This is a genomic window from Muricoccus harenae (assembly GCF_009848505.1).
GTDB classification, from domain to species: domain Bacteria; phylum Pseudomonadota; class Alphaproteobacteria; order Acetobacterales; family Acetobacteraceae; genus Roseomonas; species Roseomonas harenae.
On the sequence record NZ_WWDL01000042.1, the window covers coordinates 20282 to 35587 of the forward strand.

General features: G+C 66.1%; 16 protein-coding genes. 3 read left to right on the top strand and 13 right to left on the bottom strand.

Annotation, left to right across the window (positions count from 1 at the left end; translation table 11 throughout):
* Positions 1 to 14: 14 nt before the first annotated feature.
* The 4 genes from GSE44_RS22375 to GSE44_RS22390 form a co-directional block, all read right to left on the bottom strand.
* Positions 15 to 944, bottom strand: coding sequence for a tripartite tricarboxylate transporter substrate binding protein (locus tag GSE44_RS22375; RefSeq protein ID WP_159351059.1), 930 nt, complete (start codon positions 942 to 944; stop codon positions 15 to 17).
* A gap of 152 nt (positions 945 to 1096) precedes the next feature.
* The gene (locus GSE44_RS22380) at positions 1097 to 2323 is read right to left on the bottom strand and encodes a CaiB/BaiF CoA transferase family protein (protein ID WP_159351060.1); all 1227 of its coding nucleotides are present in this window, start codon (positions 2321 to 2323) and stop codon (positions 1097 to 1099) included.
* 25 nt (positions 2324 to 2348) lie between these two features.
* A complete protein-coding gene (locus GSE44_RS22385) occupies positions 2349 to 3236 on the bottom strand; it encodes an SMP-30/gluconolactonase/LRE family protein (RefSeq protein WP_159351061.1) in 888 nt (295 codons plus the stop codon).
* Positions 3237 to 3255: 19 nt separating this feature from the next.
* Entirely contained in the window at positions 3256 to 4416 is a 1161-nt protein-coding gene (locus GSE44_RS22390; RefSeq protein WP_201306192.1) for an oxidoreductase, read from the bottom strand.
* A gap of 135 nt (positions 4417 to 4551) precedes the next feature.
* On the opposite strand from GSE44_RS22390, the gene GSE44_RS22395 reads away from it, so the two are divergent.
* A complete protein-coding gene (locus tag GSE44_RS22395; RefSeq protein ID WP_268893689.1) occupies positions 4552 to 5430 on the top strand; it encodes an IclR family transcriptional regulator in 879 nt (292 codons plus the stop codon).
* A 33-nt stretch (positions 5431 to 5463) separates the two neighbouring features.
* Here GSE44_RS22395 and GSE44_RS22400 read toward each other — a convergent pair whose 3' ends face one another.
* Entirely contained in the window at positions 5464 to 6420 is a 957-nt protein-coding gene (locus tag GSE44_RS22400) for a hydroxymethylglutaryl-CoA lyase (protein WP_159351064.1), read from the bottom strand.
* Between GSE44_RS22400 and GSE44_RS22405 the strand changes: the two genes are divergently transcribed.
* Together GSE44_RS22405 and GSE44_RS22410 are read left to right on the top strand one after the other, a co-directional pair.
* Complete coding sequence (locus tag GSE44_RS22405) at positions 6419 to 6589, top strand: hypothetical protein (RefSeq protein WP_159351065.1); 171 nt, start codon at positions 6419 to 6421, stop codon at positions 6587 to 6589. The two genes, GSE44_RS22400 and GSE44_RS22405, sit on opposite strands and share 2 nt — an antisense overlap.
* Positions 6590 to 6640: 51 nt before the next feature.
* A complete protein-coding gene (locus GSE44_RS22410) occupies positions 6641 to 7618 on the top strand; it encodes a Bug family tripartite tricarboxylate transporter substrate binding protein (RefSeq protein ID WP_159351066.1) in 978 nt (325 codons plus the stop codon).
* A 166-nt stretch (positions 7619 to 7784) separates the two neighbouring features.
* Here GSE44_RS22410 and GSE44_RS22415 read toward each other — a convergent pair whose 3' ends face one another.
* From GSE44_RS22415 to GSE44_RS26565, 8 genes are all read right to left on the bottom strand, one after another.
* Complete coding sequence (locus GSE44_RS22415; RefSeq protein ID WP_159351067.1) at positions 7785 to 8996, bottom strand: acyl-CoA dehydrogenase family protein; 1212 nt, start codon at positions 8994 to 8996, stop codon at positions 7785 to 7787.
* A 64-nt stretch (positions 8997 to 9060) separates the two neighbouring features.
* Positions 9061 to 10302, bottom strand: coding sequence for an acyl-CoA dehydrogenase family protein (locus GSE44_RS22420; RefSeq protein WP_159351068.1), 1242 nt, complete (start codon positions 10300 to 10302; stop codon positions 9061 to 9063).
* Positions 10303 to 10459: 157 nt separating this feature from the next.
* Positions 10460 to 11437 (bottom strand): tripartite tricarboxylate transporter substrate binding protein, encoded by a 978-nt coding sequence (locus GSE44_RS22425; RefSeq protein ID WP_159351069.1) that lies wholly within the window; start codon positions 11435 to 11437, stop codon positions 10460 to 10462.
* Positions 11438 to 11440: 3 nt separating this feature from the next.
* A complete protein-coding gene (locus GSE44_RS22430; RefSeq protein WP_159351070.1) occupies positions 11441 to 12322 on the bottom strand; it encodes an alpha/beta fold hydrolase in 882 nt (293 codons plus the stop codon).
* A gap of 2 nt (positions 12323 to 12324) precedes the next feature.
* Positions 12325 to 12801, bottom strand: a complete 477-nt coding sequence (locus GSE44_RS22435; protein WP_159351071.1) for a hotdog family protein — start codon at positions 12799 to 12801, stop codon at positions 12325 to 12327.
* Between the two features lie 5 nt (positions 12802 to 12806).
* Entirely contained in the window at positions 12807 to 13325 is a 519-nt protein-coding gene (locus GSE44_RS22440; RefSeq protein WP_159351072.1) for an FAS1-like dehydratase domain-containing protein, read from the bottom strand.
* 32 nt (positions 13326 to 13357) lie between these two features.
* The gene (locus GSE44_RS22445; RefSeq protein WP_159351073.1) at positions 13358 to 14593 is read right to left on the bottom strand and encodes a CaiB/BaiF CoA transferase family protein; all 1236 of its coding nucleotides are present in this window, start codon (positions 14591 to 14593) and stop codon (positions 13358 to 13360) included.
* Positions 14499 to 15284 (bottom strand): PfkB family carbohydrate kinase, encoded by a 786-nt coding sequence (locus GSE44_RS26565; protein WP_408015145.1) that lies wholly within the window; start codon positions 15282 to 15284, stop codon positions 14499 to 14501. The genes GSE44_RS22445 and GSE44_RS26565 overlap by 95 nt, the downstream gene beginning before the upstream one ends.
* Between the last annotated feature and the right edge of the window lie 22 nt (positions 15285 to 15306).

Below are 15306 nucleotides of genomic sequence, written 5' to 3' on the forward strand. Positions count from 1 at the left end.
CCGCCGCCCCGAGCCTAGCCCGGGATCAATCCAAGCTCACGCACCACCTGGACCTTGTCGGCATTGTCGCGCTGGGCCTGCTCAGTGAAGGACTTCCGGCCGGCATAGAGAATGGGTTCGCCTAGACGTCCCATTACTTCACGGAAGGATGCAGCTTCGGTCGCCTGGCGGCAAAGCACTTCGAGCCGGTCCATGATGGCTTCGGGCGTTCCGCGCGGCACGGTGATGCCGGCCAGCACGGGCTGCAAGGTCGGCACTCCCAGTTCGCGCGTGCTTGGCACATCGGGCGCCGCGGCGCTGCGGTTGTCACCGAAGACGGCCAGAAGCCGCACTGGCTTGCCGCGAGCGCCGCCGACGGTACCCAGGCCGAAATCAAGCCGGCCGCTGATCATCTCGGGATAGATCGGGACCTCGCCACGAAAGGGCACGTCCGTCACACGCAGCGACAGGCCCTTAACGATGTTGGCGAAGGAGAGATGGCCGAGGCTGTTCGTTCCGAAATGGCCGTAGGTCATCGTATCAGGGCGGGCACGAATTGCCGCGATGAGCTCGGGCAGACTGCGGAAGGGCGATTGCTCCGCCACGCTCACCGCCAGCACGTTCTCGAAGACCTTGCAGATATATTCGAAGGAATCGACGTTGAACGGGACACCACGGACCGTATGGGCGGCGGTGGTGATCGGAGTAATGGGGCCAAAGCCGACGGTGTAGCCATCAGGCTTGGCACTCGCGACAGCCTGCGCGCCGACGATGCCCGCGCCGCCATCACGGTTCATCACCAGGAAACGGCCCTCCGCCATGTCGGACATGGCCTGCGACAGAGCGCGGCCGATCGTATCGACGACACCGCCGGCCTGCCAGGAGACGATCACCTGCACGGGACGATCAGGATAGAAGGGCGTCTGCTGTGCCGTAGCGTTCGTGGCGACGGAAGCGCTCAGCAATGCAGCGCCAAAGAATGCCCGACGAACGGCACAGATCGTTCTTCTCATACGTTCCTCCGCGCATGCAGCGCGACCGGAGACCGCGCATTCGCAATGCGAATTTTATATTTATTTGTACAACGCTATCGCGCAGGTCGTGTCCGGCGCAAGCCCTAAGCGGGTTGTGCCGGCTGGCCCGTTTCCACGATCTTCGCTTCCAGGAGCGCCTCGATCGCCGAGGCATCGTAGCCAGCTTCCGCCAGGATTGTCCTGCCGTGCTGACCGATCGCGGGCGCGGGAAGGCGCAACGATCCTGCTGTGCCCATCAGCCGCGGCGTCACCGCCGGCATCACCAGATCTCCGCATTCGGGATCCGGCATGGTCGCGAAGACGCCGCGCGAAAGGATATGCGGATCGCTTGCCAATTGCCCAGCATCGTAGATCGGTGCGGCGGTCACACCAGCGGCATCCAGGGTCGCCCAGGCATAGGCCACGCTGCGCGTTGCAAGCCAAGCCGTGATCTCGGCATCCAGCGCCTCCACATTCTCCAGCCGTGCGGCGTTGGTGACGAAGCGCGGGTCGGACTTCATCTCGGGCCGGCCGATGGCATCGAACAGCTTTTCGGCCATGGATTGCATCGGCGCCGAGATCGTCAGCCAGCCGCCATCGCCCGTCTTGTAGGTGTTGCGTGGCGCGGCTGATCCTCCGCGGCTGCCAGCGCGGCCCCGCACCTGACCGGTTAGCCCATGCAGCAGCGCGTCGGCACCGAACATCGCCACCATCGGCTCCAACAGCGAAAGATCGATCACCTGCCCGTGGCCGCTCGCCTCAGATGAGCGCACGGCCGTCACCACTGAGAAGGCCCCCAGCATGCCGGCAACCATATCGGCCATCGGAAAACTCGGCAGGAGTGGTGGGCGGTCAGGAAAGCCATTGCGCGACGCGAAGCCCGACATGCCTTCGACGAGCGAGCCATAGCCCGCACGCATGCGGTAGGCGCCTGATTGGCCGAAACCCGAAATTCGGAGGATCACGAGGCGCGGATGCCGTGCAAGAAGGATCTCCGGCGCCAATCCCCAGCGCTCCAGCGTGCCGGGCCGGTATCCCTCGACCAGCACATCCGCTGCTGCGATCAGCCGCTCCAGCACGGCACGCCCTTCCGCCGGGCGTAGATCAAGAGCGATGCTGCGCTTGTTCCGGCCATAGACCTTCCAGTGGGCGCTGACACCAGCGGCGGTCCATGCGCGTAGCGGATCACCGGCGCCAGGCTGCTCCACCTTCACCACATCGGCGCCGAAATCCCCGAGCAGCATTGTCAGCATGTTGCCGCAGACCAGGCGTGACAGGTCAAGAACCCGAAGGCCTTCGAGCGGCCCCTTTAGCGTCGCCTCTCCGTTCAAGGCAGTCTCCCGAGGCGGGTTACGGCTAGCCGCCGAATATAGGCTCCGGCAGGCCGCGCACGCCGAGCCCGCGCACCGCGAAAAGCGCCCCGGCGAGCGGCTGCCGTGCCCGCTCGGCCTCGCTCACGAAGACCGTGCCCGAGGTGACATAGAGCACGTCCAGATCCGGCCCGCCGAAATTGCACATGGTGGGATGCGACACGGGCAACCGTACGATGCGGTCCAGCCGCCCCTCTGGGTCGAAGCGCCCGATTGACCAGTCTCCGATCAGCGCACACCAGTAATAACCTTCTGAGTCGAAGGTCGCGCCATCGATGCGCCAAGGCAGGCCGACGGTGGAGAGAAAGACGCGCTTGTTGCTGATCCGCCCGCTCTCCAGATCGAGATCGTAGCGCCACATGGTTTCGCCCCGGCTATCGCCGAAGACCAGCGTGCGGTCGTCCGGACTGAAGGCCATACCATTCGAGACGATGAATCCCGTGTCCATGCGCTCGCAGGAGAAGTCCGGATCAAGCCTGAAGAGAGAACCACCTGGATTGACATCCCCCGGGTCGCGCGAGCCGCACCAGTACCGCCCGTGCCGGTCGCAACGGCCGTCGTTGAGGCGGTTCTCCGGCCGGCCGGGGTCCGGATCCAGGATCGGGGTCACTGTGCCGGTCTCAAGGTCGACGGCGGAGAAGCCCTGCTTCAGGCCGGCCACGACACCGCCACCCCGGCGGAACACGAAAGACCCGATGTTGTTCGGCATGTCCCAGTGGCGCACCGTGCCATCCGCCTCCAGGCGTTGCAGCGCAGGGCGACGCGTATCGACCCAGTAGAGGCGTTTCTCGGTCGGGTGCCACATGGGGCATTCGCCCACAATGTCGGCCCCATGATGGGCAACCTCGATCTCAGGGGGCGAAAGAATGGTCATCGGCGCGTCCTTCTTCGACTCAGGCGGCGCCGGCCGGCTCGATCCCGGCCTGCCAGGTTGACGGACGGCCACCAAAGCCGGTGCGGTCACGCTTCTCGAGCCAATAGCCATAGGCGGGGGGCACGGCTGTGAAGGGCTCCTCGGCGCCGAGTTTCAGCGCGGCATCCAGCGACCAGTTCGGGTTGTGCAGCATCTCGCGGCCCAGGGCGACGAGGTCGGCCCTCCCCTCCCGCAGAATGGCTTCCGCCTGGTCGGCATGCACGATCAGCCCGACCGCCATGGTGGCGATTTCAGCCGCCGCGCGGATGCGTTCGGCATGCGGCACCTGATAGCCATAGGCGGGACGATCCGCCGGATCGACGATGGAGCGTGGCGTCATTCCGCCCGTGCTGCAATCGACGATATCCACGCCCTTCGTCTTCAAGACGCGCGCGAGCGCGATCGTCTCCTCGATCGTGCCCCCATCCTCATCCACCGCGGATACGCGGAAGAATAGCGGCTTCTCAGCGGGCCAGTGGCGCCGCACCTCTTCGACCACCTCGACCACAAAGCGCATGCGGTTTTCGAGCGGGCCGCCATAGGCGTCATTGCGCCGGTTGGCTGAGCTGGAGAGGAACTGGTGCAGCAGATAGCCATGCGCGCCATGCACTTCGAGCACATCAAAGCCGGCGCGGTGGGCACGCCCGGCTGCAGCGCCCCAGGCGGCGACCATGTCCTGGATCTCCGGGATGGTGAGGGCACGAGGCACGGCAGCCGCAGGGCTCGGGGCGACGGCGCTGGGGGCCACCAATTCCCACTCCTCCCCATGATCGACACCGGGGTGGCTGGCCAACGGTGCCCGGCCCTCCCATGGCAAGGAGTTGCGCGCCTTGCGGCCCGAATGGCCAAGCTGAAGACCTATCGCGGCGCCGTAACTTTTCACGAAGCTCGTGATGCGCTGCAAGCCCGGGATGAAGTCGTCCTTCCAGATGCCGGGGTCGCGAGGAGTGGTGCAGCCGCGTGGATCGACCTTCGTGGATTCCATGAAGACCAGTCCGGTCCCGCCCGCGGCGAACTTGCCCAGGTGCATCAGGTGCCAGTCAGTCACATGCCCGCGCTCGGCGGCATAGGTCAGCATCGGGGATAGGACGATCCGGTTCCGCAGCGTCAGGCCACGCAAGGTCATCGGCTCGAACAGCATGGGGCACTGACGCATCCTGGTGTCTCTACTCCCGCGGGCCTTCCCACCGGAGCAGCGCCCGCGAGGCTTTCGGGACGGCGCTACTCTCGATGCGAATTATTTACTCGAATTCCGACCATGCTATCCTGAGCCCGGATGCAGCGTAAACCTCCCACGCCGCATTCCCCCTATTTTCGGAGCTTCGTTCACTTGTCCCTTAGCAAAGTCGCAGCACCACCGTCGTCGGATGAGGAAAAGGACCGCCAGTTCGTCACTGCTCTCGCTCGCGGTCTCAGGGTGCTGCAGTGCTTCTCCCCGGAACAGCCGGAGTTGAGCGGTTCCGACCTGGCACGACTCACGAAGCTACCGCAGCCGACGGTCTGGCGTCTCTGCCACACAATGCTGGAGCTTGGGGTTCTGGTAACGGTCTCCGGCGACAAGCTGCGCCCGGGCCTTGCGGCGCTCCGCCTCGGGCACAGTGCCATCGCCGGCCTCGGCATTGCGGAACTCGCGCGGCCCCATCTGCAGGAACTGGCCGACACGTTTGAGGGAGCCGGAGGCCTGGCCGCGCGCGATGGCATCTACATGGTGATGCTGCAGCGCTGCGAGAGCGACAACCGCCTTCTGATGAACCTGCGCGTCGGGTCACGCGTGCCGCTCTCCACCTCGGCGCTGGGCTGGGCATGGCTTGCCGGCATTCCAGATGACGATCGGGCGCGGATCACCGCGGAGCTTGAGGAGACGGACGGGCTCCGCTGGGGGAATGCAAAAGCAGGTTTCGCAAAGGCATTGGCCGAGTACCGCGCGAGCGGCTTCATTATCAATAGCGGCGTGCTGCACAGGGGCTACAACACCGCCGCAGCCCCTGTCCTGGCCCCTAATGGGTCCGTGCCCTATGCGGTGAATTGCGGCTCGGCTTCCGTCACGCTGACCGTGGGGCGCCTGCGCGCCGAGGTCGGTCCACGCCTCGCGGAACTGGCCAAGGTGCTGCGGCATGGGCTGAGCCCGCAGGAGATGAACGCCCGGATTCTGTAGCGCACAGGGCTGCGGGCGGGGCGCCGCGGCGCCTCACGCCGCCCGGCGGAAGGCGTCCAGGCTGCCGGCATGGATGAGTTCGCTCGGCAGCTGGTGCCCCACGATCGACTCCGCCATGCGCCCCACCTCGATCAGCGCGTCGAGGTCGACGCCGGTCTCGATGCCCATTTCGTGGCAAAGCAGGACCAACTCCTCGGAGCAGATGTTGCCGGCTGCGCCCTTCTGCCCGGCGAAGGGGCATCCGCCGAGGCCGCCGACCGTCGCGTCGAAGCGGTCGATGCCCATTTTGATCGCCGCATGCGCATTCGCCACCGCAAGGCCGCGCGTGTCATGCAGGTGGAGCGTAATGCGCTTCTCTGGCCAGCGGGACCGAACTTCCCCGATCACCCGCTCGATGCGTGACGGCATGGCCCAGCCCATCGTGTCCGCGAGCGAGAAATCCGTGATCTCGGCCCCGGCCTCCTTCGCGATGGCGAGTCCGTCCTCCAGCGTGCTGATCACCTGCTCGGGTGAAATGTCCCCCTGGTAGTTGCAGCCGAAGGCGGCCATGACGCCGATGCGCCGCACCGGCACGCCGCTCGCGAGATGCACGGCCGTCTGCTTGCGCATCGCGGCCAGGTTCTCGGCATGGGTGCGGTTCAGGTTCTTCTTCGTGAAGCCTTCCGACGCCGTCAGCGAAATGGAGCCTGAGATGGTCAGCTTGTCGCGAAAGGACAGCGCACGGTTCAGTCCGCTCTCGTTGAACCAGAGGGCCGTGTAATGCACGCCGGGCTTTGTTTTAAAACCGGCCACCGTCGCCTCGGCATCCGCCCAACCGGGCACGATCTTGGGGCTGACGAAGGAACAGACCTGGATATGCGCGAGTCCTGTCTCGGCCAGGGCTTCGATCAGGCGGATCTTGTCGGCCGTCGCGATCGGCCCCGGCTCGATCTGAAAGCCTTCACGCGGCCCTTCCTCCTGGACGTGCACATGCTTCGGAAGGTCGGACATGGAACTGTTCCTCTGGGTTCTTGATGCCGGCCGTCAATCCGCCGGGTCCGGAGACCGCGCCGCCGGCGCGTTCCCGAACGAGAAAAAGACCATTGATCCCATAGCCGGAAACAGGGCAAGTTTAAAGCTAATACACAATTCGCGTAGCGAATTAAAACAAGTTGAGTAGCCGGCGGATCCGATCTCAGGGACTTCGCCGCCGGCCAGGGAGGAAGGCAGCATGATCACACGACGCAGTCTCGCGGGCTTGGTCGGCACAGTCAGCGCGGGGCTTGCAGGCGCCGCCTCGGCCCAGGCGCAAGACTTCCCGAACCGCCCCGTCAAACTCGTGGTGCCTTATACGCCGGGCGGGTCGGTCGATCTGATGGCCCGCGCCTTCGGTGTGCGCTTCTCGCATCACATCGGACAGACCACCATCGTGGAGAACCGGCCTGGCGCCTCCACCATGCTTGCCACACAATACGTCGCCCGCTCGGAGCCCGACGGCTACACGGTGCTTTCCGGCGGCACGCAGTTGGCGCTCATGTCCCATATGGGGACGCAAACGCCCTATGACGCGGATCGCGACCTGACGGCCGTGGCAGTGCTCACGCTCGTTCCCTATCTGCTCGTCATCAATCCCTCGCTGCCCGTGCGCAATGTGAAGGAGTTGATCGATTACGCGAGAGCGCGGCCTGGGCAGCTCAGCTACGCCTCCTTCGGGGTCGGCGGCGCGGGGCACCTGGCAGCCGAGATGTTCAACATGCTGGCCGGCACGGAGACGCTGCACGTCCCCTATAACGGCACGGCCCCCGGCCTGAACGACGTCATGGGCGGACGCGTCTCCATGAGCTTCTGCACCATCCCCCCTGCCCTGCCAGCAATCGAGGCAGGCCGTCTCCGCCCACTCGGCCTCACCGGCCTGCAGCATCTCAAGGCCCTTCCCGGCGTGCCGACCATCGCCGAAGCCGGGCTGCCGTCCTATGAATGCGTCAGCATGAATGTGATGTTCGTGCCTTCGGGCGTTCCGGCCGATCGCGTTCTCCGGCTTAACGAGGCAACGGTGAAGTGCCTAAAGGACACTGAGCTGCAGCGCATCCTGGAGGACCAGGGCTTCGTACCGGGCGAACCGATGAATCCCGAGCAGACGAAGAGAAGCTTCAGTGCGTCGGTGGCAAAACTGGTCGCCATCATCGACAAGGCAAAAATCCGTACCTGAGGCGAAGGGCCCTCGATGCCGCGCGGGGCTGTCCGAGAGGAGTGGCCCCGCCGGATCGACGGCCTGGGGGGGATCGCCCGAGCGGCCTTGGTATCCCTGAAACGGGACCTGCCTGCGAGCTGTGCCGCCGGACCGGGCCGAGGGCCCGATCCAGCAGCGCGCCGCATCAGGCCACGTAGCGGTCGCGTTGCGGTTCCTCGCTCGCTTCCGCAACGGGAACCGGCTGTCCGAGCACGACCCGACCTGGATGGTCGATAAGGCCCTCGGCGACCCGGGCGCGATGCTCGTAGGTGGTGCCGAGGCGCATGGTCCAGGCGGCGACACGGCGATACCAGAGATGCAGATCCAGCTCCATCATGAACCCGATCCCGCCATGGATGATCTGCGCATTTCTCGCGGAGGCGAGGCATTTCTCGTTGCAGAAGGCCTTCGCCTGCGAGACCTCGACACGGTGGGGCAGTCCCTCGTCCATCCGCCACAGGGCCTCGTAGGTGAGGAGCTCTCCGCCATCGATCCAGATGATCATGTCGGCGCACATGTGCTGGATCGACTGGAATGCGCCGATCGGCTGGTCGAAGGCCTCGCGCATCTTCGCATATTCGATCGCCAACTCGGCATCCTTGCGGGTGGCGCCGAGCAACTGGGCACAGAGCAGGGCCGTCGCCCTGTCCAGCATCCGTTCGATGATAGGCCAGCCCTCATTCACGCGCCCGATCAGGTTCGCGGCGGGAACCCGGACGCGGTCGAAGACCACCTCGCTCTGCTTGTCCTTGGCCGTCGTCACGAGCGGCGTCTGGGAGATGCCATCGGACTTCGTGTCGACGAGGAAGAGGGACAACCCTGCGCTACTGCCCCTTGCCGGCGCGGTGCGGCAGGCGACGAGGCAGTGGTCCGCCGAGACGAAGTTGTCCACGAACATCTTGCGACCGGAGAGGACATACTCCCCGCCCTCGCCGACGGCGCTCATCGTCACGGCTTCTGGCTGGAAACGCGGGTCCTCATCCGTGAAGGCCCAGGTCAGGATTTTCTCACCGGCTACGACACCGGGAAGAACGGCCTCGCACTGCGCCTTCGTGCCCGCCTCTGCGACGGTCAGCGCCGCGACGCAGGTGCTGTGGAGCGGTAGCGGCGCGACAGCCCGGCCGACCTCCTGGAGGATCAGACCGAGATAGACGAGCGGCAGGCCTGAACCGCCATAGGCCTCCGGCAGAGATATGCCCTGCCAGCCGAGTTCGGCCGCCTTGCGCCAGAGTTCCGGTGGATAGCCGAGCGGGTCCACCTCCATGGCGCGCACGAGCTGCGGCGAGCACTCCCCCTCCAGGAAGTCCCGCGCCGAGGCGCGCACCATCTCCTGTTCGTCGGTCAGCAGGACATCCATTTCAAAGGTCCACCATCTCACTTGATCTCGGACGATGCCGGCCTGCCTTTCCCGGCAGGTTCGACTACTTGCTGGCAGCCTTCCGGCGAGGCGCCGGCATGCCGAGCCCGCGCCGCGCGACCTGGTCCCGCATGATCTGGACGCCGCCGTGGTTGACACCGGACTGGAAGGCTCCCAGCACGTTATGGGCGAAGACGCCGTCCTCGACCGCATGCGGCGAGCCCCGCAGCAGCTGCCCATAGGGACCGAGCATCTGCGTGATAGCTTCGGTCGTGCGCACCCCGTGCTCGGGCGCCCATACCTTCTCGGCCGCACCCTCATAGGTGAAGTCGCGGCCCCGCTGGACGATGGACATGCTCCGCATCGTCATTAGCCGACAGACCTGCGCCTCGATCCACAGCTCTGCCACCTTGTCACGGACCGCGGGGTTGTCGGCGTAGCCGTCCAGCTTGGTTTCCTTGATCCAGTTGACGATGTCCTCGTCCCGGCGGATCGACATGACGTAGCGGAAGGCACCGACGCGATCGAGGTTGAGCCCGGCCGCCGCGACCTTCCATCCCTTGTTCTCGCCCCCAAGAAGCGCCGTCTTGGGCACTCGCACGTTGTCGAAGAAGGTCTCGTTCGTCCGTGCCTCGCCATAGGTCGTGCCATGCGGCGCGCGCGGGTTGTTCTGGATCGACCATAGCGGGCGCACCGTGATGCCGGGCGTGTCCATCGGGAACAGGAAGATCGACAGGCCCTCGCGTTTCGGCAGGCTCGGGTCCGTGCGCGCGATCAGGTAGATATGCGTCGAGATGTGGCCCGAGGTGGTGTAGATCTTCTGCCCATTGATGACGTAATCGTCCCCGTCGCGTACTGCACGGCAACGGATGCTGGCCAGGTCCGCGCCGGCATGGGGCTCGGTGAAGCCCAGTGCGAAGGAAAACTCCCGGCTGATCAGCTTCGGGATGAAGTAGCGCTTCTGCTCCTCGGTACCCGCGGCCATGATGGCCGGCGCGCCGCTGCCGCTCAATCCGATGTTGAGGCCGACGCGCTGGAACTCCTCCTCGACGATGTACTGGCTGATGCGATCGCCACCTTGGCCGCCATACTCCCGCGGATAGGCAATCCCGAGCCAGCCGCGCTCGCCGATCTTCCGGTACAATTCCCGCATGTGCGGCCCGAAGGGATCGCCCGCCTCGGGCCCGCGCTGGAAGTCGTCCTGCGCGGATTTCTCCTGCATCACCTCGGGAGTGACATGCTCGGCGATGAAGGCCAGGACCTCACGTCGCAGTGCTTCTTGCTCAGGGGTGTATCCGAACTGCATGGCTGTTCCTGCTTCGTGAGGTCAGGGCTGTGATGGCAGAGCGGTCTGATCACTGCAGCATGCGGATCAGCCCGCCGGTTATTCGCACTGCGAAGCACCTATCCTATTGCGAGGTTAACCGGTTGCATCCCGGCTGGTCAAGGAATCGACGGGGCACTCAGTCCAACCGGATCTCCGCCTCGCGGATGATCTTTCCCCATTTCTCCATGTCGGCGCGATGCAGCGCCGCCAATGCCGCCGGTGTGTTCCGGGAGGAGGGCGGGATCTCATAGCCCTGCTCGCCAAAGAGGCGCCGGATCTCGGGCAGGTCCAGCACGGCGAGCATCTCGGCATTCATCCGGCGCAGCGCCTCCTCCGGCGTTCCCCGCGGCGCATGTACGGAATTCCAGCCCGCCGCGTCGAAGCCCGGCATCCCGGCCTCGCCTATCGTCGGCAGAGCAGGAAGGGCGGTGACGCGCTCGGGAGTCGTCACGGCGAGGGCCCGCATCCGCCCGTTCCGGATCTCCGGCACGGCCGGCAGGATGGTGCTGAAGGCGAAGGCGATGCGTCCGCCCATCAGGTCGAGCAGGACAGGCGCCGAGCCCGGATAGGCCACATGCGTCGCCTCGAATCCAGCACTGCGCCCCAGCAGCATCCCACTGAGATGGGCGATGCTGCCGGCACCGTATGAGCCGAACATCAGCCCGCCCTCGGTCTTCTTGCCGTATGCGATGAGATCGGCCACCGAATGCACGGGAAGCTGAGGATTCACCACGAGGACGAAGGGGACCATTGCCAGCAGGGCGACAGGCACCAGGTCCCGCTCAACATCGAAGGGCAGCTTGCGATATAGGAAGGTGTTCAACGCCATCGAGGAGGTGCCGACCACGAAGTTCGTGCCGTCAGACGGCGACTGGGTGATCAGTTGGGTCCCGATGATGGTGTTCGCGCCGCCGCGGTTCTCGATTACGATGGGCTGGCCCAGGCGCTCCGACACGCGCGCCATCACCGCCCGCGCAAGGATGTCGGCCCCGCCGCCGGGGGAATAGGGCACGACGAGGCGGAGCGGCCTGGTTGGCCAAGCCTCGGCTGCCCTTGCTGCGCCGCCTGCCAGCACGAGGCCGGCGCCTGCCCGCACCATGTTCCGTCGAAGCATCCCTCACCCCTTCCGCTGAGACTCTGGTGCGCCGCCATAGGGTTCCAGGAACTCCCGCAGCACGGCGTCGAGGCGTTCCGGCGCTTCATAGGCAACCCAGTGTCCCGCATCGGGCAGGATCCGGATGCGTGCCCCGGGGCAGAGCGCCCACAGCGCAGCCTGGCGCTCCGGCAGTCCCCAATAGGCCAGCTGGTCATCGGCACCCCAGACCGCGTCCACCCGGCAGCGGAGGAGCCGCAACGCACGTGGAAGCGCGCCCTCGGCGGCGTAGCGGCGCGTATCCAGCCGCGCATGGCGCGAGTTCCAGTCCTGGATCGCGAGGGCCAGCGCGTCGATCCGGGCAGGATCGGCAATCATGATCAGGGCGAGGTTCGTGCGGTGCGCCTCGACCAGCGCTTCGCCAGCTTTCCCCCGCACCTTCTCGAGAACCATCGGCCGCCGCGCCGGCACCAGTCCCCCGGCACCCACCAGAGTGACGGAACGCGCCCCCCTTCCCAGGAGCAGCGCCGTATGCGCCGCGACGGTCGCGCCGAAGGAGAAGCCCACCAAGTCGCAGCTTTCCTCCGGGCCGATCAGGGCACCGAGCCCGGCAGCAACGACGCCTGCGACGGCTTCGATGGAACCCGGCTCCGGCGGCATTCCGGACTCACCCAGTCCGGGCAGGTCCGGCACGAGGACACGGCGCCGGTCGCTCCAGCGTGGAATGATGCGAAGCCAGTGCCGCCAAGAGCCCGAGCCTCCGTGCAGCAGTAGGAGCGGCGGGCCTTCCCCCCACTCGTGCCAGACCAGGCGCCCGGCACCGCAGGGCGTCTCGATCCGCCGCGCAGCCCGGCGCAGGGTCGTGACTTCCCCGGGCTCATCCATCTCCGCTGCCGCGTCAGCCATGCTCACGCTGGCGGAGGAACGAAGGGATAGGGCACCGGCTCACGCCCGCGATAGGGCAGCGCGACCACCGCAGAACCCGGCGTGGATTCGACGCCCTTTTCGTTGCGGATTCCGACATCGAGATCGACCAGCCCATAGGCAGGCGTCGCGCGCTTCCCCTTGACCTTGGCCCAGATGGTAAGCGTCTCCCCCACCACATTCATGGCGCGGAACTGAAACTTCACCTGCCAGACCCAGCCGGCGCGCCCGGCCCAATCCTTCAGGAGCTGTGCGATGAACTGCTGCTTGAGAGACCCATTGATCAGCAGCCCTGGCAGCTTGTCATGTCCCGTGGCGAAGGGCTGGTCGTAGTGGATCTTGTGCCAGTTCTCCATTGCCGCAGACCAGCGCATCAGATGTGGCGTGGTGAAGGGCCCCTTCCCTAGCGGCCCGACGTCGTCGCCGACGGCGACATCCTCGAAGTCGATTCTCTCGCGCATGCTGCTCACCGCCGGATGATGGTCTTGCGCGCGCGCAGCAGCAGCTGGCCCGCCTCGGTTGTGAACTCGGTCTCGATGATGACGAAGATCATCGGTCCGGACTTGGTCTCGCGTTCGTAGATGTCCGCATAGCGGGATTTCTGCAGCACACGCTCGCCATGCCGGGCATAGGCATAGAATTCCACCTCGGCGCCTCCGTTGAGCAGCGCCAGGCCATGAAGCGGCAGTTCCGGAAGGCCGTTGCCAACGCCCATGACGATGCCGTCGAAGTCCGGGTCATGCGCGCGCTCCGTCAGCACGTCGGGCGCGCCGAAGGGCGTGCGGAACATGAAGGATGGATAGAGAGGGGGCGCAACCGCACCGCCATAGTGCGCGCCCGCCTCGTCGGAGGCATAGGCGGGATCGGGATCCATGATCGCCTGGGCGTATCGGCGCACCGCGCCGGGTTCCACCGCGTCGCAGGCGGCGAAGGGCGGGCTCTCCCGCCCGATAAAACTGCGTGCCTCGTCCGTCAGCAGCGCCATGCCGAACTGGTCCTTTCCTGTGAAGCCGCGCGTTAGCCGGCGCGCGGCGGGAGATCTCCCTCGCGCCAGCCTTGGTCGACACCGACGGCGCCCCGCTGGCCCAGCGCCTCAATCTGTGCCTCGTCATATCCGAGACCACGCATCACCTCGGCCGTGTGCTGCCCGAGGCGCGGCGGCGGCAGCCCGATGGCGGCTGGCGTCTCGCTCAGCTTCACCGGCAACCCGGCCATGCGCATGGGCCCGAGGCCCGGAAGTTCGATCTCCGCGATCATCCCACGGGCCGCGACCTGTTCCTCGGCCACCACCTTGTCGATGCGGTTGATGGGGCAGCAGGGCACCTCATTGGCCTTCAGGCGCGCCTCCCAGTAGGCGACCGTCTGCGGCGCGACAGTCTGCCCGATCAGCTCGATCAGTTCGCCCCTGTTGGCAACACGGCGGCCCGCATCGGCGAAGCGTGGGTCATCCACCCATTCAGGCCGATCCAGCGCAGCGCAGAGACCGCGCCACATGCGCTCGTTGAAGGCCGAGATGACAATCCAGTCGTCAGAGGCGCGGTACGCCCGGTAGGTAGGGCTCGTCAGCGCGCCGCTGCCGCTCGGCCCCGGCACCTGCCCTGAGGCAAAGTAGCGGGTGATGAAATGCGCCAGCATGGCAATCTGGCCCTCCAGCAGCGAGGTATCGACACGCTGCCCCCGGCCGGTTTGGTGCCGCGCCTCGATCGCCATCATCACGCCGATGGTGGCCAGCATCCCGGCGCCGACATCGGCCACCGAGATACCCATTTTCACGGGGCCGCCCCCTTCTTCCCCGGTGATGCTCATGCCACCCGAATAGGCCTGCATGAACAGGTCGTTCGCCGGTTCCTCGGCGCGCGGGCCGGTGGCGCCGAAACCGCTCACGGAGCAGTAGATCAGCCGCGGGTTCGCTGCGCTGAGGCTTTCCCAATCAAGCCCCAGTCGCGCCAGCGCGCCGATGCGGTAGTTATCCACCAGCACATCGGCCTGGTTGATCAAGCGGCGCGCCACTTCAACGCCCTCGGGCGTCTTCAGATCCAGGGCAACGCTGCGTTTGTTGCGGTTGGCCGAGCTGAAGTAGTAGCCCATGGCGCCGCCAAAATGCGGCGGCCAGGCGCGGCTGTCATCCCCCGCTCCCGTGCGCTCGATCTTGATGACCTCAGCCCCGAAATCGCCGAGGGTCATGGCGCAGAACGGCCCGGCCATTGCCACACCGACCTCGACAACGCGCAGCCCCGCAAGCGGGCCGCTCACGCAGGCACCTGCGCGGGACAGGCACAGCCTTGCCACCGAAGACGCACATTATCCTCCCGATGCTTTTCGTCGAATGCGCTCGCCCAGCCGGCAATTCGCAGTACGAGTTATTTACTCGGTCACTGAGGCTATGCGCAGCGACGTGCGTTGTAAATACCGCCTCCGGCACCCGGCCCGCGTTCGCCACCAACCGCGCCGGTCCAGGAGATCCCGACGCGGCGCAGTAGTTCGTCGAGCCAGAGTAGCGCGCCGAGAATGACCTGATGATCCTACGGGGCCGGCCGGTGCGCCGCTTCGGCAAGAGCGGCTTGAGGAGGCTCCATTCGCGAGCCGTCAGCACATGACCCGATATGAGTGCACTCCGCTCTGAGCGGGCCGCCGCGTTGTCGTTGCGGTAGAAGGCGAATTGGTGAGGCCGCGGATTATGGGTGGCGAAATAGATGCCTGTTGGAGCCTGCGGGCTGGTCCGCAGGGTCGTGGCGTCGAAGCCTTCCTGACGCGAGAGTTCCAGAAAGGCCTCCCCGCCTGCATTTTCCCCCGCTGCCATCACATAGCCCACGCGGGCACCGCTGCGGACGGCGGCGATGGCGGCGCGGAAATAGGCTCCGTGCCGCCCCGGCTGCTCGCTCAGAAGGTGCGGCTGAGGAAGACCATGGCGCGGGCTGCGCAGATTTTCTGGCTGCCGAAGCACTCGCCGCGGCTGAGATTGGTGT